Origin of the sequence: Actinomadura rifamycini DSM 43936, assembly GCF_000425065.1 — a bacterium.
Lineage (GTDB): Bacteria > Actinomycetota > Actinomycetes > Streptosporangiales > Streptosporangiaceae > Spirillospora > Spirillospora rifamycini.
The window spans coordinates 52871-76389 of the sequence record NZ_AULB01000016.1 but is presented as its reverse complement, the minus strand read 5'-3'; the positions used below and the strand labels follow the sequence as shown (position 1 = coordinate 76389).

Below are 23519 nucleotides of genomic sequence, written 5' to 3'. Positions count from 1 at the left end.
CCGGCCTCCTAGTCCCCCGGCGCCGGCGTGCGGGTCAGGTTGTCAGGGGTCGACAGCCGATAGCAGATGACGGGGTCGTTCGCGTCGCGGACCACCGGGCTGCGGTCGAGGAGGTCGCGGGCGCGGGCGCGGGACAGGTTCGCGGCCGTCGCCGGCTCGTCCTCCGCCAGGTCCCCGGCGACCTGCCGCAGGGCGCACGACCGCAGCGGCTCCGGGAGGCGGTCCAGCGCCGGGACGGCGTCGGCCGACAGGTTCCCCAGGTACAGCACGTCGATCTTGCCGGTGGCCGCGAACCGGTCGACGTTCCGCTCCGCGATGAACGCGTCCGGGTTGAGCGCCGCGAGCGCGAGCAGCGCGGCGGCGCCGCTGCCCGCGACCGCGCGGGGCAGCAGCGACCGGCGGTACCCGAACACCGCGCCGACCCCGCCGAGCACCACGACCAGCCCGAGCCACATCTCGAACGCGTGCACCCACAGCCGCATCCGCGTCCAGCCGAACGCCTCCTCGTACAGGTACAGGCGCCGCAGCGCGACCGCGACGACCACCAGCGTCAGCGCGCACAGCAGCCCCAGCAGGACCCGGACGCTCACCCGGTCGGCGCGCGCGGCCGACGGGGCCCACGTCATCGCCAGCGCGATGACGGCGATCACGAGGACCGTCACCACCACGAGCTGGAAGAAGCCCTGCCGCGCGTACTCGGCGTAGGTGAGGCCGGTCTCCGCGAGCAGCGCGTCCTTGTCGGCGGCGAGGAACACCCGGGCCTGGACGGCGCAGAAGGCGAGGAACAGCAGGTCGAGCGCGGCGATCGGGACGATCCACGACCAGCGCCCGGCCGGGGCGGGGCGCGCCGGGGTGAGCATGTGCAGCGGCGGCGGCGCCTGCGCGAGGTGGACGCCCGCGAGCGCGGCGAGCATCGTGGCGACGAACGCGAACGTGTAGACGAACGTGCTGCCGCCCGAGATGTCCGGGATGAGGCCGGCCGCGAGGTCGCCGAACGCCGCGTCCGCCCCCGCGAAGAGCGCGCCGAACACCAGCAGCAGCCCGGCCGCGATCAGCCCGGTGCGGATCACGGGCCAGGTCACGCCGCGTCCCGACGACGCCGCCCGGCTCACGCCGCGCGCCGCCCACGGCAGCATGCGCAGGGCGGCGAACGGGTAGGCACCACCGCCGCCGATCAGCTCGACCCACGACCGTCCGCCCGTCGCCGCGTACGAGGCGACCGGCATGGCGAGCAGCAGCGCGAGCACCGTGATCCAGTCGGCGTCGCGCACCGCGGCCACCCCGACCAGGGCGAGCGCGAGCAGCGCGAACGCGGCCGCGGTGAGGTTGGCGCGGCGGACGCCCCGGCGCCGGCGCGTCGCGGGCGCCACCAGCCGTCCGGCCCGCTGCGCGGCGGCGGCCGCGACGGCCGCGACGGTCGCGGCGACGATCGGCAGGCCCACGCCGTAGGAGTTCTCCAGCATCATCGGGCCGAGCGTCAGCGCGCCGACCGCGCCCGCCCCGGCCGCCGCCGCGACGAACGCGGGGCGCAGCGGCTCCGGCTGCTTCCAGCGCCGGTACATCCGCTGCGTCTTCGTCGGCTTCAGGAAGTACGGCGGCGGCACGGGCCCGTACACGCGCTGCGGCCGCGGCGGGCCGGCGGGCGGCGGGCCCGGGGGCTTCTTCTGCAAGGACACCGGCGTATCGGTCATGCGGAACCTCCGGGGTTCGGGGGGATGACGACGCGGATGCGGCAGCCGGCGGGGACGTCGAGGACGGTGATCTCGCCGCCGTGCAGGTCGGTCGCCCAGCGGGCGATGGCGAGACCGAGCCCGGTGCCGCCACCGGGCGTGCCCGCGCGCGGGCCGGACGCGGCGCCGCGCGAGAAGCGTTCGAACACCCGCGCCCGCTCCTCGGGCGGGATGCCGGGGCCCCGGTCGGCGACCTCCACGACGAGGCCGCCGGACGGGCCCGCGGCGCGGGCGGTGAGCGTGACGGGCGTGCCCGCCGGACCGTGCCGGGCGGCGTTGTCCAGCAGGTTCGCGACGATCTGGTGCAGCCGGTCGCGGTCCGCGACGGCCTGCAGGCCGGGCGGGACGTCCGTCTCGAACACGGCCTCGGGGTGCCCCGCGGCGGCCTCCGCGACGACGTCGTCGACGAACGCGGCGGCGTCCATCCGGTCCGGTTCGAGCGGCGTCGCGCCCGCCTCCGCGCGGGACAGTTCGAGGAGCTGCGTGACGAGCCGGCCGAGCCGCTCGGTCTGGTCGAGCGCCGACTCCAGCACCTCGGGCGACGCGGGGGTGACGCCGTCCGCGACGTTCTCCAGGACGGCCCGCAGCGCGCTGATCGGGGTGCGCAGCTCGTGCGAGACGTTCGCGACGAACTCGCGGCGCTGCCGCTCGACCTCCGCGAGGTCGGCGGCCATCCGGTTGAACGCCTCCGCCAGCTCCCCGACCTCGTCGCGGGACGTCGTCCGCACCCGGCGGCTGTAGTCGCCGCGGGCCATCGCGCGCGCCGCCGCCGTCATGGCGCGCAGCGGCGCGGTCATGCCGTGCGCGATGAGCTGGATGACGCCGAGCGAGATCAGCACCGTCACCGGCAGCGTTTCCCGCGCCCGGAAGCCCAGGCGGTAGCCCCACAGGACGGTCAGCACCGCGACGCACGTGGTCACGACGACCACGACGCCGAACTTGACCCGGATGGAGCGCAGCGGGTCCAGCGGCCGGGGCAGCCGCGCCCACAGCCGCCGCACCGTGCTCATGTCGCGTCCTCCAGGCCGTACCCGACGCCGTGCACCGTGCGGATGAGGCCCTGCCCCAGCTTGCGGCGCAGCGCTTTGACGTGGCTGTCGACGACCCTGGTTCCGGACGCGTCCGTCCAGTCCCACACCTGTTCGAGCAGCACGGCGCGGGTCAGGACGGTGCCGCGGTTGCGCACCAGGCACGCGAGCAGGTCGAACTCGATCGGGGTGAGGTGGACCTCGCGACCGTCCCGGCGGACGCGCCGCGCCTCCGGGTCGATCTCCAGGTCCCCGACCCGCAGCGGCTCCGCCCGGCGCGCGCCGCCCGCCGGTCCGCCGTCGCCGCGCGGCTCCGGCTCCGGCGCCGGGCGCTCGACGCGGCGCAGCACCGCGCGGATGCGGGCGACCAGCTCGCGCATGCTGAACGGCTTGGTCACGTAGTCGTCGGCGCCGACGCCGAGGCCGACGAGCAGGTCCGTCTCGTCGTCGCGGGCGGTCAGCATCAGCACCGGGACGGGACGGTCGGCCTGCACGCGGCGGCACACTTCCAGGCCGTCGAAGCCCGGAAGCATGACGTCGAGGACGATCAGGTCCGGCCGCCAGTCCCGGGCGCGCTCGACGGCGGCGGGGCCGTCGGCGGCGGTCGCCACCGCGAACCCCTCCGCCGCGAGGCGGTCCGCGACCGCGCGGGCGATCGTCGGTTCGTCCTCGACGACGAGGACGCGCTGCGCGGGGGCGTCCGTCCCGCGGTTGCCGTGGTGCGTCACGGCACCCGACTCTAGAAGCCCGCTATGGAGGCCCTGGGGGCGAAATGTGCGGATCCTGTGAAGATGGCGGGCCCGACGCCCCGCTCAGGGCCGGCTACGCCCCGACCGGCCACGTGTGGACGGGCTCGTTGCCCCGCATGTGCGCCGCGTACGCGCGCGTCATCATCCGCAGCGCGTCGTGCCGCGACGTCCCGGACCGCTCGATCTCCTCCACGGTCGCGACCTGCCAGGCGGCGCCCGTCCGTCCGGTCACGCACCGGCGCTCGATGATGCCGAGCAGCCGGTCGCGGCGCGCCGGGTCGACGCCCCACCGGTCGAGGCCCTCGTAGGCGAGCGGCAGCAGCCGCCGCAGCACCAGCTCGGCGGCCGGGACATTGCCCATCCCCGGCCAGTACATCGTGGCGTCCATGCCGTCCCGGGCCGCGCGGTGCAGGTTCTCCTCCGCGGTGTTGAACGACATCCGCGTCCACACCGGCCGGTCCTCCTCCGCCAGCATCCGCACCACGCCGTAGTAGAACGCGCCGTTCGCCACCACGTCCGCCGCGGACGGCCCCGCCGGGAGCACCCGGTTCTCCACCCGCAGGTGCGGGCGGCCCTTGAACACCGCGTAGATCGGACGGTTCCAGCGGTAGACCGTTCCGTTGTGCAAGGTCAGCTCGCCCAGCTGGGGGACGCCGCCCTCGTCCAGTACGGCGAGCGGGTCCTCGTCGTCGCACAGCGGCAGCAGCGCGGGGAAGTACCGGGTGTTCTCCTCGAACAGGTCGAACACCGACGTGATCCAGCGCTCCCCGAACCACACCCGCGGCCGGACGCCCTGCGCCTTCAGCTCGTCCGGGCGGGTGTCCGTCGACTGCTCGAACAGCCGGATCCGGGACTCCTGCCACAACCGGTGGCCGAACAGGAACGGCGAGTTCGCCGCCGTCGCCACCTGCGGGCCCGCCACCGCCTGCGCCGCGTTCCAGTAGGCGCCGAACTGGTCCGGGCTGACCTGCAGATGGAACTGGACGCTCGTGCACGCGGCCTCCGGGGTGATGTTGTCCGCGTGCATCCGCAGCGGCTCCGCCCCGTCGATCGCGATGTCGAACTCCTCGCCGCGCGCCGCGAAGATCTGGTCGTTCAGCATCTTGTACCGCGCGTTGGCCGACAGCGTCTCCTCACCGATGTCGCTGCTCCGCAGCGTCGGCAGGATGCCGATCATCACGAGCCGGCCGCCGACCTCCTGCGCCCGCCCGTCCGCGTGCAGCAGGTGGTCGAAGACCTCCGACTCCAGCTCGCCGGCGCCCTCCCCGCCCAGCTCCCGCGGCGGGATGTTGATCTCCAGGTTGAACTGGCCCAGCTCGGTCGCCCACGCGGGGTCGGCGATCGCCTTCAGCACGTCCGCGTTGCGCATCAGCGGGTCGCCGACCGCGTCGATCAGGTTGAGCTCGATCTCCAGCCCGATGTGCGGGCGCCGGAAGTCGAACTGGGACTCGCCCAGCATGCGCGCCAGGACGTCCAGGCACCTGAGTACCTTCTCCCTGTACCGCCGCCGATCCTCGCCGCTGATGTTGGCCGAGGCCACGTCCCTGCCCATGTGTCCGTCCCTGGTGCTCTGGGGGGAACCGTCATAAAACGGGATGTCCCCCTTAGCAGGGGTGAAAACTTGTCGCCGACGTTTCGGGCCGCCGATTCGTGACCGCTCGGTAGCATGCGGGTCAAGCCCCGGTCACGTGACACTCTGTGATGATGGGAGTGCCCTTGCGGATGCGCCCCCGGTCGATCAGGACCCGGGACACCGTCGTCGCCGCCGTGATCGCCGCCCTCGTGTTCGGCGCGTCCGCCGTCGGAGTCGACGTCGCCGTGCGCACGACCGTCCACGCCGAACTCCTCCAGCGGACGCAGGCGGACGCGCGCCGCGTCAGCGGCGGCCTCCGCGACGGCACCCTCCCCGCCCCCATCCCGGACACCCGCGGCGACATCGTGCTGCAAGTGGTCGAACCGGGCGGACGCGTCCGGAACGCCAACGCGGCCGCTACGGACGGTCCGCCGGTGAGCACACTCTGGCCGTCCAGTCACATGCGGGTCCGCGACTACACCGAATGCCGCGGCTCCTGGCCGAACCGCGACTGCTCCGTCGTCGAGGCCATCCGCGTCAGCACCGCCCCCGACTCCCCGGTCGTCTACGCCGCCCACCCCCTCCCCGCCCACCTGCACAACGGCCTCCTCGAAGCGGGGCTCGCCCTCGGCGTCCTCGCCCTCGCCGCCCTGGCCGCCTGGGTCACCTGGCGCGTCGTCGGCCGCACCCTCGGGCCCGTCGAGGCCATCCGCGCGCAGCTCGCCGAGATCAGCGCCACCGACCTGTCCCGCCGCGTCCCCCAGCCGTCCGGCCGGGACGAGATCGCCCAGCTCGCCCGCACCGCCAACGCCACCCTCGACCGGCTCGAGAAGGCGGTGGCCCGGCAGCGGCAGTTCGCCTCCGACGCCTCCCACGAGCTGCGCACCCCCATCGCCGGCCTCCGCGCCAACCTCGAGGACGCCGCCGCGCACCCGGACGACAACGACCTGCGGGCCGTCGTGAAGTCCGCCCTGCGCGACACCGACCGCCTCGAGTCGATCGTCACCGACCTCCTGCTCCTCGCCCGCATCGGCACCGGCGGGACCGTCGCCCACGAACCGGTCGACCTCGCGGAGCTCGCCGCCGCCGAGCTCCGCCGCCGCACGTCCGCGCACGAGGTCGCCACCGACCTCGCGCCAGGCGTCGCCGTCTCGGCCGTCCGCGTGCAGCTCGTCCGGCTGCTCGGCAACCTCCTCGACAACGCCGAGCGCTACGCCGACACCCGCGTCACCGTCGAGGTGGGCCGCGCCGACGGGTGGGCGCTCCTCACCGTCGCCGACGACGGCCCCGGCATCCCGCCGTCCGACCGCGAACGCGTCTTCGAGCGCTTCACCCGCCTCGACACCGCCCGCAGCCGCGGCGCCGGCGGCACCGGCCTCGGCCTCGCCATCGCCCGCGAGATCGCGCACGCCCACCGCGGCACCCTCACCGTCGCCGCCGCCGGCACGGGCGCCCGCCTCACCCTCCGCCTCCCCCTCGCCGACCGGGTCACGCCTCCTCGGTGAGGACGTCCTCGACGGGACGGCGGACCGAGTGCGGCGCACCGCCCTCGGGCACGCCGAGCCGCAGCAGCATCTGCGGGTGCCCGCCGTCGCAGAACCGCAGCCGCAGCACGGTGCGCAGCTCGGGGACCTGCAGCGACTGGGTGTGGAACGCGGCGGCCAGGCCGTACCCGGCGGCGCGCAGCAGCATCCGCTGGAGCGCCTGCCCCGCGCGGAGGCGGTCCACGGCCGTGTCGCCGGGCGTCGTCAGCAGCACCGCGTCCCCCGCCCGGGCCGTCCCGCCGCCGTCCGCGGGTTCGGCGCCCCAGTCCCGGCCGCCCGCGAAGTCCCGGGAGGGGAAGTGCGGGGCGGTCCGCGGAGCGTGCCGGGGGTAGGCGGCGGGCGGGACGCCGTCCCGGCGCGGCGCACCGGGCGGCGGCGCCCAGCGGGCGATCTCCGCCGCGTAGTCGGGCAGCCGCCGCTGGATCTGCTCCGCGGCGTTGGACAGGGCGGCGACGGCCGTCTCGTCTCCCGTGTCGCCGAGCCGGACGAGCCCGGCGCCCTCCTGTCCCGCCGCGTGCCGCAGCGCCGCGACCGCCTCCGCGGGCACCGGTTCGGGCCCGAACCCGCCGCGGTGGCTGCGGCGGCGCCGGACCTGCGCGTGCTCCCGCACCACCTCGTCGCCCGCGGGCCCCGCGCCGGGTTCCACGTCGATCTCGGCCAGCAGGGTCGGACGGCCCGGGACGGGCAGCGGCCGCACCAGGAACCCGTAGCCCCGCACCCGCAGCGCCAGCCGCAGGGTGTACAGGGCGGCGCCGCAGCTGATCAGCAGCTCGCGGCCCGCCGGGTCGACGACGTCCAGCCGGCGGCCGGCGTCCGCGTGCAGGCTGATCCGCGTCCCGCGCACCCCGAACCGCCACGGCTGCGTGTTGTGCACCGACGGCGCCCACACCGCGTCCTCGACGGCGTCCCGGACGTCGGTCGGCACGCCGCCGGACCCGGCGGGTGCGCGCGTGTTCCTCGTCTGCATGATCACTGTCCCCTCTCCGGCGGAAGCCCACCATCCGGGGGACGGCCCCCGGTAGGGCCGAAGGTCCGTCGCGGACGGGACGTTCGGCGCGCCGCGCGCCCCGGGGGCGTCCCACGTTCGTGAGAAGCTGCCTGTTCGTTCCCGAAGGAGGACGAGATGGCCGACCCCCTCGCCCCGTTCCACTGGCTCGACGAGCACGGCGGCGCCCTCGACGACATCTTCTGCGTGTCGTTCCTCCGCGGCGTCGCCCCCGCGGAGGTCCTGCGCCGCTTCGGCCCGGACGGGACGGTCGGCCGGGAGATGTCGTTCGGGGACCTGTCGGACACGGTCGCGGAGTTCCTCTCGACGACCAGCGGCGGTTCCGGCGGGCACGTGGGGGTGCTCGAGGCGAGCGGCTGGAGCGTCGCCGTGGAGCTGTGGGGCTGGTTCGGCGCCCAGGACGCGGGCGGCCTCTCGGACGGCTGCGAGGTGGTCGCGGTCTCCCGGCACGACTACGCCGAGGACGCCTTCTGCTACGCCGTCGACGGGGAGGTCGTGACCGGTTTCGTCCCGCACAGCCCCGCCCGGCGCTGGGGCCGCGACCCCGACCGGCTCAACCCGCTCCTCCGCGAGCTCGACCTGCCCACCGACCCCCTGGACGACGACGAGTGGGAGGCGTCCTGGGACCGCCTGTTCGAGCACAAGATCGCCCGCGTGTTCGCGCTGGCCGCGAAGCTGACCGGCGTCCCCTTCACCCGCCCCCTCCTCGACTTCCCGCTCCTGGTCGGCCCGACGACCCGGCGCTGACGCGGCCGCCGGACGGACGCGCCTCGCCGGGTCCCGCGAAGCGCCCGGCCACGGCGGCCGCCAGGCCGTCGGGGTCGGCGGTGTCGGCGGCCCACGCGACGTGCCCGTCCGGCCGGACGAGCGCGGCCCGGACGCCCGCCCACTCCGCGCCGGCGCCGGCCGCCGGGCCGGAGTGGACCGTCAGCCGGTGCGCGTCCGCGGGCGGCGGCGCGTCGCCCGCCAGGTCGAGGAGGACGTGGCGGCCCGCGTGCAGCAGCGTGAAGAGGGTCGTGCCGGCGAGCGCCAGGTCGGGGGCGCGGCGCCCGGTCAGCGGGTGCGCGCCGGGCGGGGCGGGGTAGGCGACGCCGAGGCCCGTCAGCCGCAGGGCGAGCGCGTCCGCCAGGTCCGGGACGGCGGCGACGAGTCCGCCGAGCAGGGCCCGCAGCGCCTGCCCGTCGGAGTCGAAGGCGGTCATCAGCGCGGTCTGCGCGCGGGTCGCGAGGAGCAGGTCGGCGCCGACCGGGTGCCGTTCGGCGTGGTAGCCGTCCAGGAGGCGGCCGTCCGGGGCGTCGCCGCGGACGGTCGCGGCGAGCCGCCAGCCGAGGTTCGCGGCGTCCTGCAGGCCCACGTTCAGGCCGACGCCCCCGGCGGGGAAGTGCATGTGGGCGGCGTCGCCCGCGAGCAGGACGCGTCCCGCGCGGTACCGGTCGGCCTGCCGCGCCGCGTTGCCGAAGGTCGACAGCCAGTGCGGGTCGCGCATGCCGAGGTCGCCGCCGGCGATCCGGGCGACCTTGGCGCGCAGCCCGTCCAGGGTCGGGTCGCCCGGCCAGTCGGCGCCCAGCCATGCGGGGTCGGTGCCGACGACCCGGTGCAGCGTCTCCGTCAGCGGCACCACCATGACCCCGCCCGCCGGGCCGGAGACGCTGAGCGCCCCGCCCGGCGGGGGATCGTCCAGGACGACGTCGGCCAGCCAGCCCCACGCGGTCGCGGGGGTGCCGGGGAAGCCGATGCCGGCCGCGTCCCGCACCGTGCTGCGCGTCCCGTCGCAGCCGACGGCGTACCGGGCGTCGAGGACGTACGGCCCGGCGGGGCCGGCGGCCTCGATCCGCACCCGCTCGCCGTCCTGGGTGAGGCGGACGGCCCGGTGGCGGCGCAGCACCCGCGCGCCCATGGCGACGGCGTGCTCTTCGAGGAGCTCCTCGGTGCGGGCCTGCGGGAGCGCGAGCGTGAACGGGAAGGGGGTGTCGAGCCCGCCGAACGGCAGCCGCTCGTCGAGGGCGCCGAAGTGCCCGCCGGGGATGCGGCGGCCGTCCGCCAGGAAGCGGTCCGCGATGCCGCGGGACGCGAGGAGCTCCAGCGTGCGCGGGTGGACGGTCAGCGCCTTCGACCGCGCGTCGCGTTCGGCGCGCGCCTCCAGCACCGTGACGTCCGCTCCGCCGAGCCTCAGTTCCGCGGCCAGCCACAGCCCGACCGGCCCGCCGCCGACGATGACGACCTGTTCCACGCGTACCTCCTTGGTCACTGACCAACAACGGTCCCCAGTACACTAGGTCGGTGACCAAGACGCAAGGGGGCGACGGCCGGCGCGACCCGCTCGGACCCGGCGAGGTCGTCCGCGCCGCCCTGGACCTGCTGGACGAGCGGGGCGCCGCGGGCGTCTCCGTCCGCGGCGTCGCCGACCGGCTCGGCGTCCGCATGAACACCGTCCTGTGGCACGTCCGGAGCAAGGCGCGGCTGCTGGAGCTGATGGCGGACGCGATCGTCGCCGGCGCGCCCCTCGACGGCCTGCCCGCCCGCGGGGACGAGCGCGCCCGCGGGCTCGCGCACCGGTACCGCCGCGCCCTGCTCGCCCACCGCGACGGCGCCGCCGTCGTCGCGGGCACGTACGCCGCGGAACCCGCGACGCTCCGCTTCGGGGACGCCCTGATCGGCGCGCTCCTCGACGGCGGCCGCCCGGAGCGCGAGGCGGCCTGGACCGCCTGGAGCCTCATCTACTTCACGCTCGGCCTCGCCCAGGAGGAGCAGGCCGCCCCGGACGCCCTGGCGTCCGAACTCGGTGAACGCGTCGACCCGGAGCGGCACCCGGCCCTGGCGCGGGTGCTCCCCCACTTCGCCTCCACGGCCTTCGACGACCGCTTCGACCACGGCGTCTCGCTGATCCTGCGCACCCCGCCCCCTTCGTGAGACGGTGGCGGAATGACCGATCCGCTCGCCCCGTTCCGCTGGCTCGACGCCCCGGAGGACGGGCTGGACGAGGTCTTCTGCGTGGCGCTCTTCCCCGGGCTGACCCCGTCCGAGGTGCTGCACCGGTTCGCTCCCGGCGAGGCCGGCCGGGAGGTCGCCTTCGCCGAGCTGTGGGACGTCGGGGACGAACCGGCGCTGGAGGCCGAGGGCGGGCAGGTCGGCGTCGTCCAGGCGAGCGGCGGCAGCGCGGCCGTCGAGATCGGCGGCCGGACCGCCGTCCTGCCGGAGTGCTCCGCCCGCCTGTCGCGCGGCTGCGAGCTGGTCGCCGTGGCCCGGCACGATCACGCCGAGGACCGGTTCGTCTACGCCGTCGACGGTGAGGTGGTCTGCGGATTCGTCCCGCCCCTGCCGAAGGACGGGTGGGGGAGCGACCCGCACCGCATCGACGCGGCGCTGCGCGGCCTCGGCATCCCGACCGACCCCGGCGGCGACCGGCGCGCCGAGTTCGCGCGCCTGCACCCGGACAAGCTTCCCCGGACCTTCGCGCTCGCCGCCGAGCTCACCGGCATCCCGTTCACCCGCGAGCTCACCGCCTTCCCGTTCCTGACCGCCCCCATCACCGTCCGCTGACCCCGCCCGAGGGGCGTCAGCCGGGTCCGGCCAGGGCGGCGAGGCGGCGGGCGAGGCGGGCGGCGGCGGCGCGGAGCTCCGGGGGGTCGAGCACCTCCGCGTCGAACCCGAGCCGGACGATGTGGAGGGCGAGCCGGTCGAGGTCGTCGCCGCCCGCGACGAGGACGCACCGGCCGCCGCCCTCGTCCTCGACGCGGCCGACCTGCGGCGGGATCAGCTCCCGGACGCGGTCGGCCGCCGCGTGCACCCGGACGCGCGCGACGTACCGGTAGGGCCGCTCGGTGACGGAACGCTGCACGTACGCGACCGGGTCGGGATGCTCGCGCGGCCGGAACCGCCAGGTCGTCGCCGCGACGCCGCCCATCCGGTCGAGCCGGAAGGTGCGCCAGCCGTCCCGGTCGACGTCCCAGGCCATCAGGTACCAGCGGCGGCTGGTGGCGACCATCCGCACCGGCTCGACCGTCCGTTCGCGGTCGCCGCCGCCCCGGCCCGCGTACCGGAACCGCACCCGGACGGTGTCGCGGCACGCCCGCGCGAGCGTGACGAGCAGGTCCGGGTCGACCTCGACGCCGGGGCCGACGAGGGTGTCGGTGGCGCCGCGCACCGCGCCGACCTCGGCGCGCAGCCGCGGCGGCATGACCTGGTCGAGCTTGGCGAGGGCCCGCAGCGCGGCGTCGCCCGTCCCGGCGACCGTGCCGCCGGACGCGAGCCGCAGCGACACCGCCGTCGCGATCGCCTCCTCGTCGTCGAGCAGCAGCGGCGGCAGCCGGGCGCCCGCGCCGAGCCGGTAGCCGCCGCCGACGCCCGCCGCCGCGTGCACGGGGTAGCCGAGCGCCCGCAGCCGCTCGACGTCCCGGCGCACCGAGCGGTCGGTGACGCCCAGTTCGGCGGCGAGTTCGGCGGCCGTCCAGGACGGGCGGCGCTGCAGGAGAGCGAGCAGCCGCAGCACCCGCTCGGTCGTCCCCTCCACGGTCACGCGGCCATCGTCGCACGATCGCGGAACGTACCTGTCCGCGATTGGGGGAAGACTCGGGGCCATGACGTGGAATTCCCTGCTCAGAGAGCAGCTCACCTGGCACCGGGACCACCGGTTGCGGGCGCGCCTCGACGGGCTCACCGATGACGAGTACTTCCGGGAGCCGGTGCCCGGCTGCTGGAACCTGCGGCCGCAAGGCGCCGGCCACCTGTCCGAGGTGTCCCTGCTCCGCGACCTCTACCTCCACACTCGTCGGGAGGCGAGCTGATATGGACGTCCAGATCACTTTCGACTGCGCCGACCCGGCCGCGCTCGCCGCCTTCTGGGCGGAGGCCCTCGGCTACCGGGTGCAGGAGCCGCCGGCGGGCTTCGCCACGTGGGACCAGGCCCTGGAGGCGTGGGGCGTGCCGCCCGAGAGGCGCAACGACGCGTCCGCGGCGGTCGACCCCGCGGGCACCGGTCCGCGGCTGTTCTTCCAGCGGGTGCCGGAGCCCAAGCGGGTCAAGAACCGCATGCACCTGGACGTCCGGGCCGCCCCGGGGCTCGAAGGCGAGGCGCGCATGGCCGCCCTGGAGGACGCGGCCGCGCGCCTCGTCGCCCGCGGCGCGACCCGGCTGGAGCGGCACGAACCCGAGCCGCCGATGGGCTTCGGCCACATCGTGATGGCCGACCCCGAGGGCAACGAGTTCTGCCTCGACTGACGCCCGTCCCGCCGCCGCGGGTCAGGCCGGGACGGCGCGGACGAGTTCGGCGTGGATGATGTCGGCGCAGGCGGCGGCGTCGACGGCGAGGCCCTGGTGGTCGCCGGGGAAGGCCAGCGGCTCGACACCGAGCCGGTCGGCCAGGACGCGGGACGACAGCGCGGGGACGCCGTCGCCCGAGGCCGCGCCGACACCGACGGCGACCGGCACCCGGGCGGCGCGCAGCGCGTCGAGGTCGGGCGTGAAGCGCAGCACCGGCAGCAGCACGTGGGACAGGAAGAAGTCGAGGTTGCCCTGGATGCGGCCCATCATCTCCAGCGCCTCGGGCGGCATCTGGGAGGGGTCGGGCATCGCCGGGGGCGCGGCGTTCTCCCCGTCGACGGTGGTGATGAACTTGCCCATCGCCGCGCCGGCGCCGTGCTCGCGGTAGGTGTCGTGCACGTCCTGGAAGGCGGCCCGCCACCGGTCGCGGTCGGGCAGCAGTTCGGGCAGCGGCGGCTCGTGCACGATCAGGGACCGGACCTGTCCGGGGTGGCGGGCGGCCAGGGCCAGGGCGGTGAGGGCGCCGCCGCTGTTGCCCAGCACGTGGGCGGGCCCGCCGCCGAGGGCGGCCAGCAGGCGGTGGGCGTCGTCGGCGAAGACCGCGACGCCGGTGTCGGCGGGCGGTCCGGTCAGCGTGCTGCGGGACAGTCCGCGCTGGTCGTAGGTGACCACGGTGTAGCGGTCGGCCAGCGCGGCCGCCACGGCGGTCAGCGCGCCGGCGTCGGCGGGCCCGCCGGGGATCATCAGCAGCAGCGGCCCGGCGCCCCGGACCTCGTAGTGCAGGCGCGCACCGGGCACCTCGAGCGTCTTGGTCTCGGCTTCGGTCCGGACGAGGGGCTGGACGTCGTTCATGGCGTGCTCCGTTTTCGTTCGATCGGGTGGGGGGTAGGTCAGGCGGGACGGTAGGTCAGGTCGAGGACGCCGTTGGCGAAGGCGGCCGACCGGGCCAGCTCCAGCGGGATCGGCGGGGCGCCTTCGGGGAACAGGCGCATGCCGGTGCCGACGACCAGCGGGTGGACCAGCAGCCGCAGCTCGTCCAGCAGGCCGGCCGCCAGGAGGGTGCGCACCAGGCTGATGCTGCCCGCCACGGTGATCGTGCCGCCGGGCCCGTCCTTGAGCTTCCCGACCGCCGCGGCCGGGTCGCCCTCGATCAGGACGGAGTTGCGCCAGGCGACCTCCCGCAGGGTCGTGGACGCCACAACCTTGCGGATGCCGTTGATCGCCTCGGCCAGCCCGCCGGTCTGGTGCGGCCACACCGCGGCGAACGCCTCGTAGGTGACCCGGCCCAGCAGCAGCGTGTCGGCCTCGGCGTACATCCCGCCGACCGCCTCGCTCATCTCCGGGCCGAGGTACGGGAAGTGCCACTTCTCCGGCGCCTCCACCACGCCGTCCAGCGAGACGAACAGTCCGGCCACGATCTTCCGACGCAATTCCCCACCTCCTGAGCAGGTGAAACGCTATGTGGATGCCGTCCACATCGGGGTGTGGAGGGATCATGGCATACTTAAGTGGACGCTGTCCACTTGAGAGGTTGCGGTCATGTCCGAGCGCTCCGGCAAGCCCACCCGCGACACCTACCGCCACGGCAATCTGCGCCAGGCGCTCCTGGAGGCGGGCACCGAGCTGGCCCGTGCCGGGGGCCCGGACGCGATAGCCCTGCGCGAGGTGACCCGGCGGGCCGGGGTCGCCCCCAACGCCGCCTACCGGCACTTCCCGAACCGCGACGCCCTGGTACAGGCGGTGTCCCTCCAGGCCATGGGCGAGCTGGCCCGCGCCATGGAAGAGGACCTCGCCGCACTGGATCCGGTCGACGACGCGGCCCGGGGCGCCCGTGCGCGCTTCCGCGCCGTCGGCACCGGCTACCTGCGCTTCGCCCGCGCCGAACCCGGGCTGTTCCGCGCCGCCTTCTACGTCCCCGACGACATGGCCCGGGCGGAGGCCGCCGCCTCCGCGGGCCAGAGCGGTCTGACCCCGTTCCAACTGCTCGGCGCCGCCCTGGACGAGCTGGCCGCCTGCGGCCTCATGCCGCCGGAACGCCGCCCGGGAGCCGAGTTCCTGGTCTGGTCGTGCGTGCACGGCCTGGCGGTCCTGCTCATCGACGGCCCCCTGCGCGGGCTCTCCGACGAACTCGCCGGCCCGGCCGTGCACGACCTGATCGACCTCGTCGAGAAAGGTCTGCGACCGGACCCCTAGAGCCGGTCCGGGCCGCGCCGCCGCGGGCGGCTAGCGTGCGGCGGCCGTCCGGTCGAGGAGCCGGGTGAGGACGTCCGCGGGGTGCGTCCACAGGAGCGCGCCGCCGATCCCCGGGACGACGCGGCGGTGCGCGCCGGGGATCCGGGACGCGAGGAACGCCCCGTTGTCGGGCGAATGGGACGTGTCGTGCTCGCCGTACCAGAGGTCGACCGGGACGGCGATGTCCGCGAGGGCGAACGGCCAGCGCCCCATGGCCAGGACCGTGTCGCGCGCGTACCCGGCCGCCGCGCCCTGCGCGAAGCCCTCCGCCAGGGCCCGGCGGTAGGCCGCCGCGAAGCCGGGCTCGGTGTAGACGGCCAGGTCGCATTCCGGGGCGCCGCCCGTCACCATGCCCCACATGGCGTCCGCGCCGAAGCCCGCGAAGCGCGCTTCGGCGGCGGCCGGGTCCGCCGCGACGGCCTCGACGAGCCCGCGCAGTTCGGCGGGGAGCCCGGCGGCGAACTCGGGTGCGGCCACCTCGTCCGAGCCGGAGACGACGGCCAGCCCGGAGACAGCGCCCGCGGCCGCGCAGGCCAGCGCGAACGGGGCGCCCTGCGAGTTCCCCACCATCGCCGGGCGGCCCAGCCCGCGCCGCTCCGCGAGTTCCCGCACGTCGGCGGCGAAGTCGGCGAACGTCCGTCCGGGGGCGGGCGTCGACGCGCCGAGGCCCGGACGGTCCAGGGAGACCAGCCGGACGCCGAGGCCGTCCACGGCGCCCGCACCGAACCCGAGCCGGCGGCTCGTGGCCGCGCCCGGGGACAGCAGCACGGGGACGCCGTCCGGCGGGCCCCACTCGGCCCAGCCGAACGTCCGCCCGTCCGGCAGCCGGGTCTCGCCGGTGCGGGCGGGGTCGGCGACGTACGTCATCGCGGCGGGTTCCTTTCCAGCTTCCGGCGCTCCCACCGGTTGGGGTGGCGGACGACGACGCCGCCGAGGCCGCCGGTGCCGCTGAGGCGCACGAGCGGCGTGCCGGGGAGCCGGTCGGGGGTGGTCTTGTCCCGCAGCCCGCCGAGGCCGCCGTCCACCCCGCCGCTGTCGACCGCCCACCCGTCGGGGACGACGATGACGACGCCGGCCGTCTGGCCGTCCACGTCCACGAGGACCTCCGGCAGCGGGCACCGCGTCCGGGTGAAGTCGATCTTGACGCCGCCCATGCCGCCGTGCGCGGTGATGCGCGGCGGCACCTCCCAGCGCCCGGTCCGCGCGGCCCCGTGCATCCCGCCCTTGAGGACGAGCGGAGCGGCCGCGACGACGGGCGGCAGGTCCGCGGTGAGCGGTGCGAGGTCGGCGTGGGTGCGGGCGGTCAGCGCCGCCTCCAGCCGGGTCTCGAGCTCGTCGAGCTCGATCCGGCCCTCGGCCGCCGCCTCGCGCAGCCGCTCCACGGCGGCGTCCCGCTCGGCGTGGGAGACCCGCAGGTCGGCGCGAGGGGAGCGATCCGGGACGTCTGCGGTCATGGGCCGATCATACGGGCGATCGGCACCTACCGGTCTGCGTCCGGGGGCGGCAGCGGGGTCTCCTTGGCGGGTCGCTGCAGGAGGGCGTGCCCGGCCGCCGCGACGGCGGCGCCGACGAGCGGCGCGACGATGAACAGCCACACCTGCTCCAGGGCCGTCCCGCCCGCGACGAGCGCGGGCCCCAGGCTGCGCGCCGGGTTCACCGACGTCCCCGTGATCGGGATGCCGACGAGGTGCACGGTCGTCAGCGCGAGGCCGATCGCGACGCCGCTGACGGCCGGGATGGCGGTCGTGCTCGTCATGGCGAGCACGGCGAACACGAACAGCGCGGTCAGCACGACCTCGGCGAGGAACGCGCCGCCCGCGTCGATCCCGATGAGGCTGGCCTCGCCCCACCCGTCCGCGCCCAGCCCGGTCTCGGACCGGACGTACGCGGGCGAGTTCGCGAACGTCCCCCACAGCAGCAGCGCGCCGAGGATCCCGCCGGCGAACTGGGCGATCCAGTAACCGACGGCCTCGACCGGGGTCATCCGCCCGGCGAGGAGCACGCCCAGCGTGACGGCCGGGTTGACGTGGCAGCCCGAGACCGGCCCGATCGCGTACACCAGCACGAGGAGCACGAACCCGAACGCCAGCGCCGTCGCCACGACGCCCGCCGCGGGGCTCGCGCCGGCCAGGGCGAACCCGAACGACAGCGTCGCCACGCCCACCGCGAAGTAGACGAGGAGCAGCGTCCCCACGAGCTCCGCCGCGAATTTCCGCGCCACGTTCCGACCTCCCCCGATGCGTGCCGCCGACGGGGGTACCCCCGCCCGCGCAAGATCAACTCGACGCCGCGAGGCTTGGCCGCCGCTTGGCCGGCCGTTGGGACCCCGTGCGTCCGGGGCGGCGCCCAAGGGGGCGTTCACCGACTCGAGGAGGTCGCGGCGTGACCGAAGAGTTCGTCCATACCGGCCATCCCCGGAACCAGATCGTGGAGTTCGGCGGACTCCTCGTGCTCGACGCGCTGCCGTCGCGGGAGAGCCGGGACCTGCGGGAGCGCGCCGCGGGTCACGCCCGCCGAACGGGAAAGGGGCCGTCCACCCGGTGGGTGGACGGCCCCTCGCCGCGCGGGAGGCGCGGGTCAGGCGCGGACGGCCTGGATCTCGAGCTGGATGTCGACCTTGTCGCCCAGGAGGGCCTTGTCGCCGCTCAGCGGCACGTTGAACTCGATGCCCCAGTCGCGGCGGTTGATCTGCGTGGTGGCGGAGAAACCGGCGCGGGTGCCGCCCCACGGGTCCTCGCCGACGCCGTGGTACTCGACCTCGAGGGTCACCGGGCGGGTGACGCCGCGGATCGTCAGCTCGCCGTCGACGTAGTGGTCGCCGCCCTCGGAGCGGACGCCCTTGGTGGCGAACGTCATCGTGGGGTGGTTCTCGACGTCGAGCACGTCGGACGAGCGGACGTGGCCGTCCCGGTCGGCGTTGCGGGTGTCGATCGACGCCATCGTGATCTCGGCGGTCGCGGTCGTCTCCGACAGCTCCTCGGCGACCTGGACGGCGCCGGAGAACTCGGTGAACGAGCCGCGCACCTTGGTCATGAGGTGGCGGATCGTGAACGTGACCTCGGAGTGGCTCGGGTCGATGTTCCAGGTACCGGCGGTCAGCTCGGGCGCGACGGCGGCGATGCTCATGAAGTGCTCCTAGTGCTTGAAAGTTCAACGACCTGTTCGCAGGTTAGTTGAGTGTTCAAACACTGTCAAACCCCGTGATTGTTCCCGGGATGCTCAGGAATGTCCGCCGGAGCGCAGGGCGCCCAGGAACCGGGCGTTCGACTCCACCGCGCGGGCGGTCAGCTCCTCGCGGGCCAGCCGGACCGCCTCCAGCCCCGCGTCGCGGGCGAGGTCGGGGTGCCCGGCGAGGCCCGCGGGCGCGTCCGGCGGGAGGGCGGCGTCGGCCGCCCGGAGGCACTGCTCCCACTCGCGGTGCGCGCGGACGGCGTCGTCGACGGGCTCCAGGTACGCGGAGACCTGCGCGATCACCTCCGCGTCGGCCCGCCGCGCCGCGGCGACGGCCGCGGCCTTCGGCCGCAGCGCCTCCCGCACCCGGTCGGTGGCGGCGTTCGCCGCGAGGTCGTCGATCTCGGCGACCAGCGGCGCCCGGTCGCGCATCCGGGCCGCCATCGCCCACTCGGCCTCGTGCAGCGCGGCCAGCACGGGCGCGGCGTCGAACGCGGGGGCGAGCAGCCGCCCGGCCTCCGCGACGCGCTCCCGCGCCTGCCGGACGTCCGCGAGCCGCGCGCGCTCGACGGGCCCGAGGTCCGCGGGGTCGATCGCGCGGTCCCGTCCGACCACGTGCGTGACGCCGCGGGTGCCGAAGGCGAGGAAGATCGCGTACGCGAACCCGTGCAGGATCCCGAACGGGGCCGTCACCGTCCCGAACGCCTCCGCCAGGGCGATCGCCCACACCGCCCAGACGCCGAAGAAGCACCCGATCAGCGCCGCGCTCTGCGCCCCCGTCGCCCGCCGGTCCGACGCGCCGGCCGGGACGTACGCGAACGCCGCGGCGATCCCGGCGGCCGCCGCCCAGCCCGTCCCGCCCGCCCGCCGCGCCGCCTCGACGGCGGCCACCGCGCCCACCAGCACGAGCGCGCCCACCAGCACGCGCTGCCGCAGGAACCGGTACGAACCGGGCGCGGTGCCGGGCCGGTCGAGGAGGAGCGCCCCCTCGCCCGCCCGCAGCCGCGCCAGCGTCCCGGCGGGCAGCAGCGGGTCGAACACCATCCCGTCGGGCACGGTGCCGTGGCACCGGATCCCGTCCCGTCCCATGCGTCCTCCCGCCCCGGCGGCGTCCAGGGCGGGATCGCATCATGCGCGGGTGTGCACCCGGGCAACGGCCGGTGAAGCCCGTCCGTCCACAGGGTGTGGACACGCCCGGACGGCGGTCAGTCGGCGATCGTGATGCCGAGGGCGGCGGCGAGGGACGGCAGCACGCTGCGGGCGTCGGACGGCGCCAGCACCGCGCCGTCGAGGCTCTCCACGCCCGCGACGTCCCACAGGTCGCAGCCGGTGAAGCGGGCGCCGGTCAGCGTGGCGCCGTCGAACCGGGCGCCCGCCATCCGGCAGTCCTCGAACCGGACGCCCGGCAGGTCGGCGCCCTGGAAGTTCGCCTCCCGCAGGTCGCAGTCCCGGAACACGACGTTCTTGAACCTGCTGAACCGGTAGTCGCTGAGGTCGGCGCGGCACTCCTCGAACAGGACGTCCCGGAAGCCGCAGTCCGTCCACGACGTGCCGGTCAGCCGCGAGCGGACCAACCGCGCGCTGAACGCCCGGGAGTCGAACAGCCGCAGGTTCGCGAGGTCGCAGCCGGTGAGCGCGACGTCCGCGAAACCCGCGCGCCGCAGCGTCCCGGCGGCCAGCCGCGTGTCGGTGAACCGGCACCGCTCGAAGTCGACCCCCTCCACGTCGTGCCCCACGAGGTCGACCGCGCCCCAGGCGAGCGCGATGTAGGTGCGGTCGTCCCGCAGCTCGTCGTTCAGGGGGTCGGCGGGGGCGAGGGACGCCGGGATCCGGGGTGCCTTCGGTTCCTTCGGCACGGTGGTACGCGACGGCATGGCCGCGACCCTACCCGCCGCCGCGCCGCCCGGTACCCGATGTACAGCACGGCGACCGCGGCCAGGAGGGGGACGCCCGCGAGCCCCGAGGCGGCGCGGACGCGGTCGAGGGCCGCACCCGACGCGCGTCCGGCCAGCAGCAGCCCGCAGCCCCAGCACGCGGCCGCCGCCAGGTTGGCGGGCGCGAACACCCGGTAGGGGACGGACGCGTCCGCCGCCATCCGCGGGAACACCGTCCGCAGGCCCCCGGTGCAGTGCGCGGCGAACGCCGCGGCCCGCGGCCGCGCCCCGATCCGCTCTGCCGCGGACGCGTAGCGGGACCCGAGGAGGCGCGGCACGAGGCGGGTGACGCGGCCGGCGGCCGGGCCCCGGCGCCCGCGCGCGTAGCCGTAGTGGGCGCCCGCGGCGGTGGCGAGCACGACCGTCCCGCACACGGCCGCGAAGGACCGGCCGCCGTGGGCGGGGTGGGTGAGGAACCCGGCGGTCAGGACGGTCGCCGCGCCCGGCAGCAGCAGCCCGGCGAGCAGCCCCGACTCGGCCGCGAGCAGCAGCGCCAGCACGGCGAGCAGCGCCGGGAGGGGGAGCTCGGCGAGGCGGTCGAGGAGGCCGGTGATGGGCGCGGCTCCTTCCGGAGGGGCGTACCCGAGCGTACGGCGCGCCGCACCTCCCGCGCCCGCATTGGCCGGTACCGGGCGGGACGCGGGTGCGGCGCGGGCGGTGCGCCCAAGATGAAGGCATGCGGCGACGGGGGTTGGTGTGGTGCGGGGCGGCCGTCCTGTTCGCGGGCCTCGCCGTGCTCTTCGGACTGGACGCGCCGCCCTCCCTGGGCGAGCAGGCCGACCGGTGGGGCAGCGTCACCGGCGCGTCCGCGGGCGTCTTCTCCGCCGTCATGGCGTTCCTCGCCTGGCGGCAGAGCCGGCCCGCCCCGGAGGATCCGGCGGTACTGCTGGACCGGGCGCTCGACCAGCTCACCGAGGCCGTCGACCGGCAGTGGCGGGACGAGGCCGCCACCCGCAGGATCGGCGACAACGACCGGCTGCTGACGCTGCGCTGGACGGTGCGCGGCCCGGCCCCGTCGTCCACCGCGTCCGACGTCCGCTACCTGCGCGGGCCCGACCACGTCGTGGCCGCCTACCGCGCGACCGGCACCCGGCGGCTCGTCCTCCTCGGCGGCGTCGGCAGCGGCAAGTCCGCCCTGGCCGTGCTGCTGACCCGCGGGCTCGCCGCCGAGCGCGCCGCGGCGCGGGCGGCGGGCGCGGCCGACCCGGGGCCGGCACCGGTGTACTTCTCGATCGCGTCCTGGAACCCGGAGGTGGACGGGCTGCGCACCTGGCTGGCGCGGCGCCTCGCCGACGACTACCCGTTCCTGCGCGGCCGCGACCTGGGCAAGGACGTCCCGGCGCGGCTCGTGCGCGGACGCCGCCTGGTGCTCGTCCTGGACGGGTTCGACGAGATCCAGCCGGAGCGGCGCGCCCGCGCCCTGCAGAAGATCGAGGAGGCGGACCTCACCGACCTGGTCCTCACCTGCCGCCCCGGCGAGTACGAGGAGGCGAGGACGGCGAGCGGCGCGACCGTGGCGGGCGCCGCGCACGCCGCGATCGAGCCCCTCACCGTGCACGACCTGGACCTCGACTTCTTCGCCCACGGCTACGCCCCCGCGCAGGCGCAGCGCTGGGTGCCCGTCCTGGAGCGCGTCCGCGCCCGGCCGCGGGGGCGGCTCGCGCAGGCCCTGCGGAGGCCGCTGACCGCGGCGCTCGCCCGCGACATCTACCGGGACCCCGCCCGGGACCCGGCCGAGCTGATCCGCCCGAACGCGTTCCCGACCGTCGAGGCGATCGAGCGGTACCTCGTCCGGGAGCTGGTCCCCGCGCTGTTCCGGCCGCCCCCGGACGGCGGGGGCGGCCGCTGGGACGCCGAGCGGGCGGAGCGCTGGCTGCGCCTCCTCGCCCGCGAACTCCCCTCCCCGGACCGGCAGATCTCCTGGTGGGAGCTGTCGCGGCTGGCGCGGACCGCGGACCGGGCGCTGTCGGCGGTGTTCAGCGCGGCCGTCATCGGTCCCGCGCTCGGCCTCGGCTTCGGACTGCTGTGGGGGCCGTGGGCGGGGCTGGCCATCGGCGCCGCGGGCGCGCTCCTGATGGCGTTCGCGGCGGCCCGGACGCTGCCCCCGCCCTCGGGCCTGTACCTGGGGCGGATCCGGAAGCTGTGGGCGCCGCTGATGGGCGGGCTGGAGGTCGGCGCCGTCGCGGTCGTGGTCTGCAGCATCCGGGAGGGCCTCGCGTTCGGCGTCCCCGCCGGCCTGTTCCTCGGCATCCCGGTCGGGTTCGTCTACGCGTGGGCCGCGCCGGACGCGACCGTCCGCCCGGTCACGCCCCGCCTGCTGCTGTACCAGGACATCCGGGTCGCGGCCGTCTTCGGGCTGACCTACGGCGTCACCACCGGCGGCGTGGTCGGGTACGCCGTCGACCCGCTGTACGGGGCGGCGTTCGGCCTGTTCTGCGGGCTGTCGGGCGCCTTCTTCTACGGGCCGGTGTGGCTGCTGGCGTTCCGGGTCGACAACGTCGGCGTCATCGCGTGGACGCACTACACCTTCGCGCGGCTCGTCCTCGTCCCGCGCGGGCGGCTGCCCTGGCGCACCCTGGCGTTCCTGGAGGAGGCGCACCGGCGGGGCGCGTTGCGGCAGGCCGGGGCGGTGTACGAGTTCCGCCACCGCGACGTCGCGGAGGCCCTGGCGGCCGGCGACGGACCGGCGTCCCCGGCCTAGCGCCCGAGCGGGCGGCGCGCCCGGTAGACCACGGCGGGCGGCACGTTGGCCCACACGACCGGACTGACGGACACGTCCGCGAAGGTGTCCGCCAGCAGGGCCGCCAGCCGCCGCGCGGCCGGGACCCGCAGCGCGTGGACGTAGGCGTACGTGGTGAAGCACCCGCCGTCGGACAGCGCGTCCCGGACGGCCCGCATGGTCGCGCGCTGCCGCTCGTCCGGCAGCACCGCCCACGGGAGGGAGCTGACGACCGCGTCCGCGCGCCCGTCCGCGACCGCCGCGCCGAGGTCGGCGGCGTCCGCGCACACGACCTCGACGTCCGGCCACCGCGCCGCCACGAGCCGGGCGAGCCGCGGGTTGATCTCCACCGCGACGTGCCGCGCGGGCCGCCGCCGCCGGATCCGCGCCGTGACGGCGCCCGTCCCCGGCCCGAGCTCGACGACGGTGCCGCCCGCGGGCACGGCGCCCGCGAGGACGTCCGCGAGACCGCGGCCGCTGGGCGCGACGGCCCCGGTCCGCAGGGGGTTCCGGACGAACTCGCGCAGCAGGACGACGGTCTCCGGCAGGTCTCTCATGCGCCCGAGTCTCGCGG

Annotated in this window: 25 protein-coding genes; 8 read left to right on the top strand and 17 right to left on the bottom strand. The window is 76.2% G+C overall.

The annotated features are described in order from the left end of the window. Positions 1-8: 8 nt before the first annotated feature. The 4 genes from H505_RS42280 to H505_RS0116475 all read right to left on the bottom strand — a co-directional run bounded on the left by H505_RS42280 (position 9) and on the right by H505_RS0116475 (position 5059). On the bottom strand, positions 9-1691 hold the full coding sequence (locus H505_RS42280) for a DUF4153 domain-containing protein (RefSeq protein ID WP_084550341.1): 1683 nt from the start codon (positions 1689-1691) through the stop codon (positions 9-11). After that, the gene (locus tag H505_RS0116485; RefSeq protein ID WP_034518194.1) at positions 1688-2740 is read right to left on the bottom strand and encodes a HAMP domain-containing sensor histidine kinase; all 1053 of its coding nucleotides are present in this window, start codon (positions 2738-2740) and stop codon (positions 1688-1690) included. Before H505_RS0116485 ends, H505_RS42280 begins: the two co-directional genes overlap by 4 nt. Further along, entirely contained in the window at positions 2737-3486 is a 750-nt protein-coding gene (locus H505_RS0116480) for a response regulator transcription factor (protein ID WP_026402880.1), read from the bottom strand. Before H505_RS0116480 ends, H505_RS0116485 begins: the two co-directional genes overlap by 4 nt. Positions 3487-3580: 94 nt before the next feature. Next, positions 3581-5059, bottom strand: coding sequence for a glutamate-cysteine ligase family protein (locus H505_RS0116475; protein WP_026402879.1), 1479 nt, complete (start codon positions 5057-5059; stop codon positions 3581-3583). A 164-nt stretch (positions 5060-5223) separates the two neighbouring features. Here H505_RS0116475 and H505_RS0116470 point away from each other — a divergent pair, with 164 nt between their 5' ends. After that, the gene (locus H505_RS0116470) at positions 5224-6585 is read left to right on the top strand and encodes a sensor histidine kinase (protein ID WP_026402878.1); all 1362 of its coding nucleotides are present in this window, start codon (positions 5224-5226) and stop codon (positions 6583-6585) included. Here H505_RS0116470 and H505_RS0116465 read toward each other — a convergent pair. Further along, positions 6569-7591 (bottom strand): Acg family FMN-binding oxidoreductase, encoded by a 1023-nt coding sequence (locus H505_RS0116465; protein WP_026402877.1) that lies wholly within the window; start codon positions 7589-7591, stop codon positions 6569-6571. The two genes, H505_RS0116470 and H505_RS0116465, sit on opposite strands and share 17 nt — an antisense overlap. 156 nt (positions 7592-7747) lie before the next feature. Between H505_RS0116465 and H505_RS42275 the strand changes: the two genes are divergently transcribed. Then, the gene (locus tag H505_RS42275) at positions 7748-8377 is read left to right on the top strand and encodes a DUF6461 domain-containing protein (RefSeq protein ID WP_034518191.1); all 630 of its coding nucleotides are present in this window, start codon (positions 7748-7750) and stop codon (positions 8375-8377) included. On the opposite strand, the gene H505_RS42270 is transcribed toward H505_RS42275, so the two are convergent. Further along, positions 8322-9860 (bottom strand): FAD-dependent monooxygenase, encoded by a 1539-nt coding sequence (locus tag H505_RS42270; protein ID WP_064743650.1) that lies wholly within the window; start codon positions 9858-9860, stop codon positions 8322-8324. The two genes, H505_RS42275 and H505_RS42270, sit on opposite strands and share 56 nt — an antisense overlap. A gap of 50 nt (positions 9861-9910) precedes the next feature. On the opposite strand from H505_RS42270, the gene H505_RS0116450 reads away from it, so the two are divergent. Next, positions 9911-10540 carry a TetR/AcrR family transcriptional regulator C-terminal domain-containing protein gene (locus tag H505_RS0116450; RefSeq protein ID WP_026402876.1) on the top strand — a complete coding sequence of 210 codons (630 nt, stop codon included), beginning with the start codon at positions 9911-9913 and terminating at the stop codon, positions 10538-10540. A 12-nt stretch (positions 10541-10552) separates the two neighbouring features. Next, positions 10553-11170: a DUF6461 domain-containing protein gene (locus H505_RS42265; protein ID WP_051300769.1), complete on the top strand. Its 618-nt coding sequence runs from the start codon at positions 10553-10555 to the stop codon at positions 11168-11170. Positions 11171-11186: 16 nt separating this feature from the next. On the opposite strand, the gene H505_RS0116440 is transcribed toward H505_RS42265, so the two are convergent. Next, on the bottom strand, positions 11187-12140 hold the full coding sequence (locus H505_RS0116440; RefSeq protein ID WP_034518188.1) for a helix-turn-helix transcriptional regulator: 954 nt from the start codon (positions 12138-12140) through the stop codon (positions 11187-11189). Between the two features lie 67 nt (positions 12141-12207). Between H505_RS0116440 and H505_RS47720 the strand changes: the two genes are divergently transcribed. Further along, positions 12208-12414: a hypothetical protein gene (locus H505_RS47720; protein WP_026402874.1), complete on the top strand. Its 207-nt coding sequence runs from the start codon at positions 12208-12210 to the stop codon at positions 12412-12414. A 1-nt stretch (position 12415) separates the two neighbouring features. Then, positions 12416-12847 (top strand): VOC family protein, encoded by a 432-nt coding sequence (locus H505_RS0116430; RefSeq protein ID WP_026402873.1) that lies wholly within the window; start codon positions 12416-12418, stop codon positions 12845-12847. Positions 12848-12868: 21 nt separating this feature from the next. On the opposite strand, the gene H505_RS0116425 is transcribed toward H505_RS0116430, so the two are convergent. Together H505_RS0116425 and H505_RS0116420 are read right to left on the bottom strand one after the other, a co-directional pair. Continuing rightward, complete coding sequence (locus tag H505_RS0116425) at positions 12869-13741, bottom strand: alpha/beta fold hydrolase (RefSeq protein WP_026402872.1); 873 nt, start codon at positions 13739-13741, stop codon at positions 12869-12871. 38 nt (positions 13742-13779) lie between these two features. Continuing rightward, positions 13780-14319, bottom strand: a complete 540-nt coding sequence (locus H505_RS0116420) for a dihydrofolate reductase family protein (RefSeq protein ID WP_026402871.1) — start codon at positions 14317-14319, stop codon at positions 13780-13782. 109 nt (positions 14320-14428) lie between these two features. Between H505_RS0116420 and H505_RS0116415 the strand changes: the two genes are divergently transcribed. Further along, positions 14429-15082: a TetR/AcrR family transcriptional regulator gene (locus H505_RS0116415; protein WP_026402870.1), complete on the top strand. Its 654-nt coding sequence runs from the start codon at positions 14429-14431 to the stop codon at positions 15080-15082. 30 nt (positions 15083-15112) lie between these two features. Here H505_RS0116415 and H505_RS0116410 read toward each other — a convergent pair whose 3' ends face one another. The 7 genes from H505_RS0116410 to H505_RS42245 form a co-directional block, all read right to left on the bottom strand. Then, complete coding sequence (locus H505_RS0116410; RefSeq protein WP_026402869.1) at positions 15113-15988, bottom strand: alpha/beta fold hydrolase; 876 nt, start codon at positions 15986-15988, stop codon at positions 15113-15115. Beyond that, positions 15985-16575 (bottom strand): DUF1707 SHOCT-like domain-containing protein, encoded by a 591-nt coding sequence (locus tag H505_RS0116405; protein ID WP_026402868.1) that lies wholly within the window; start codon positions 16573-16575, stop codon positions 15985-15987. Before H505_RS0116405 ends, H505_RS0116410 begins: the two co-directional genes overlap by 4 nt. A gap of 26 nt (positions 16576-16601) precedes the next feature. Continuing rightward, a complete protein-coding gene (locus H505_RS42255) occupies positions 16602-17342 on the bottom strand; it encodes an MIP/aquaporin family protein (RefSeq protein ID WP_051300768.1) in 741 nt (246 codons plus the stop codon). A 356-nt stretch (positions 17343-17698) separates the two neighbouring features. Next, on the bottom strand, positions 17699-18247 hold the full coding sequence (locus H505_RS0116390) for a YceI family protein (protein WP_026402867.1): 549 nt from the start codon (positions 18245-18247) through the stop codon (positions 17699-17701). A gap of 93 nt (positions 18248-18340) precedes the next feature. Then, positions 18341-19381, bottom strand: a complete 1041-nt coding sequence (locus tag H505_RS47715) for a hypothetical protein (RefSeq protein ID WP_026402866.1) — start codon at positions 19379-19381, stop codon at positions 18341-18343. Positions 19382-19497: 116 nt separating this feature from the next. Further along, positions 19498-20166: a pentapeptide repeat-containing protein gene (locus H505_RS0116380; RefSeq protein WP_026402865.1), complete on the bottom strand. Its 669-nt coding sequence runs from the start codon at positions 20164-20166 to the stop codon at positions 19498-19500. Then, entirely contained in the window at positions 20088-20726 is a 639-nt protein-coding gene (locus H505_RS42245) for a hypothetical protein (RefSeq protein ID WP_051300767.1), read from the bottom strand. The genes H505_RS0116380 and H505_RS42245 overlap by 79 nt, the downstream gene beginning before the upstream one ends. A gap of 176 nt (positions 20727-20902) precedes the next feature. Between H505_RS42245 and H505_RS0116370 the strand changes: the two genes are divergently transcribed. Continuing rightward, the gene (locus tag H505_RS0116370; RefSeq protein ID WP_157433019.1) at positions 20903-22927 is read left to right on the top strand and encodes a hypothetical protein; all 2025 of its coding nucleotides are present in this window, start codon (positions 20903-20905) and stop codon (positions 22925-22927) included. Here the strand turns inward: H505_RS0116370 and H505_RS0116365 are convergent. After that, complete coding sequence (locus tag H505_RS0116365; protein WP_051300766.1) at positions 22924-23502, bottom strand: class I SAM-dependent methyltransferase; 579 nt, start codon at positions 23500-23502, stop codon at positions 22924-22926. The two genes, H505_RS0116370 and H505_RS0116365, sit on opposite strands and share 4 nt — an antisense overlap. Between the last annotated feature and the right edge of the window lie 17 nt (positions 23503-23519).

Coding starts and splice junctions, on each gene's coding strand:
- H505_RS42280 (WP_084550341.1), bottom strand. CDS start 1,691: ATGACCGATACGCCGGTGTCCTTGCAGAAGAAGCCCCCGGGCCCGCCG.
- H505_RS0116485 (WP_034518194.1), bottom strand. CDS start 2,740: ATGAGCACGGTGCGGCGGCTGTGGGCGCGGCTGCCCCGGCCGCTGGAC.
- H505_RS0116475 (WP_026402879.1), bottom strand. CDS start 5,059: ATGGGCAGGGACGTGGCCTCGGCCAACATCAGCGGCGAGGATCGGCGG.
- H505_RS0116465 (WP_026402877.1), bottom strand. CDS start 7,591: ATGCAGACGAGGAACACGCGCGCACCCGCCGGGTCCGGCGGCGTGCCG.
- H505_RS42275 (WP_034518191.1), top strand. CDS start 7,748: ATGGCCGACCCCCTCGCCCCGTTCCACTGGCTCGACGAGCACGGCGGC.
- H505_RS42265 (WP_051300769.1), top strand. CDS start 10,553: ATGACCGATCCGCTCGCCCCGTTCCGCTGGCTCGACGCCCCGGAGGAC.
- H505_RS47720 (WP_026402874.1), top strand. CDS start 12,208: ATGACGTGGAATTCCCTGCTCAGAGAGCAGCTCACCTGGCACCGGGAC.
- H505_RS0116430 (WP_026402873.1), top strand. CDS start 12,416: ATGGACGTCCAGATCACTTTCGACTGCGCCGACCCGGCCGCGCTCGCC.
- H505_RS0116425 (WP_026402872.1), bottom strand. CDS start 13,741: ATGAACGACGTCCAGCCCCTCGTCCGGACCGAAGCCGAGACCAAGACG.
- H505_RS0116415 (WP_026402870.1), top strand. CDS start 14,429: ATGTCCGAGCGCTCCGGCAAGCCCACCCGCGACACCTACCGCCACGGC.
- H505_RS0116410 (WP_026402869.1), bottom strand. CDS start 15,988: ATGACGTACGTCGCCGACCCCGCCCGCACCGGCGAGACCCGGCTGCCG.
- H505_RS0116405 (WP_026402868.1), bottom strand. CDS start 16,575: ATGACCGCAGACGTCCCGGATCGCTCCCCTCGCGCCGACCTGCGGGTC.
- H505_RS0116390 (WP_026402867.1), bottom strand. CDS start 18,247: ATGAGCATCGCCGCCGTCGCGCCCGAGCTGACCGCCGGTACCTGGAAC.
- H505_RS47715 (WP_026402866.1), bottom strand. CDS start 19,381: ATGGGACGGGACGGGATCCGGTGCCACGGCACCGTGCCCGACGGGATG.
- H505_RS0116380 (WP_026402865.1), bottom strand. CDS start 20,166: ATGCCGTCGCGTACCACCGTGCCGAAGGAACCGAAGGCACCCCGGATC.
- H505_RS0116370 (WP_157433019.1), top strand. CDS start 20,903: ATGCGGCGACGGGGGTTGGTGTGGTGCGGGGCGGCCGTCCTGTTCGCG.
- H505_RS0116365 (WP_051300766.1), bottom strand. CDS start 23,502: ATGAGAGACCTGCCGGAGACCGTCGTCCTGCTGCGCGAGTTCGTCCGG.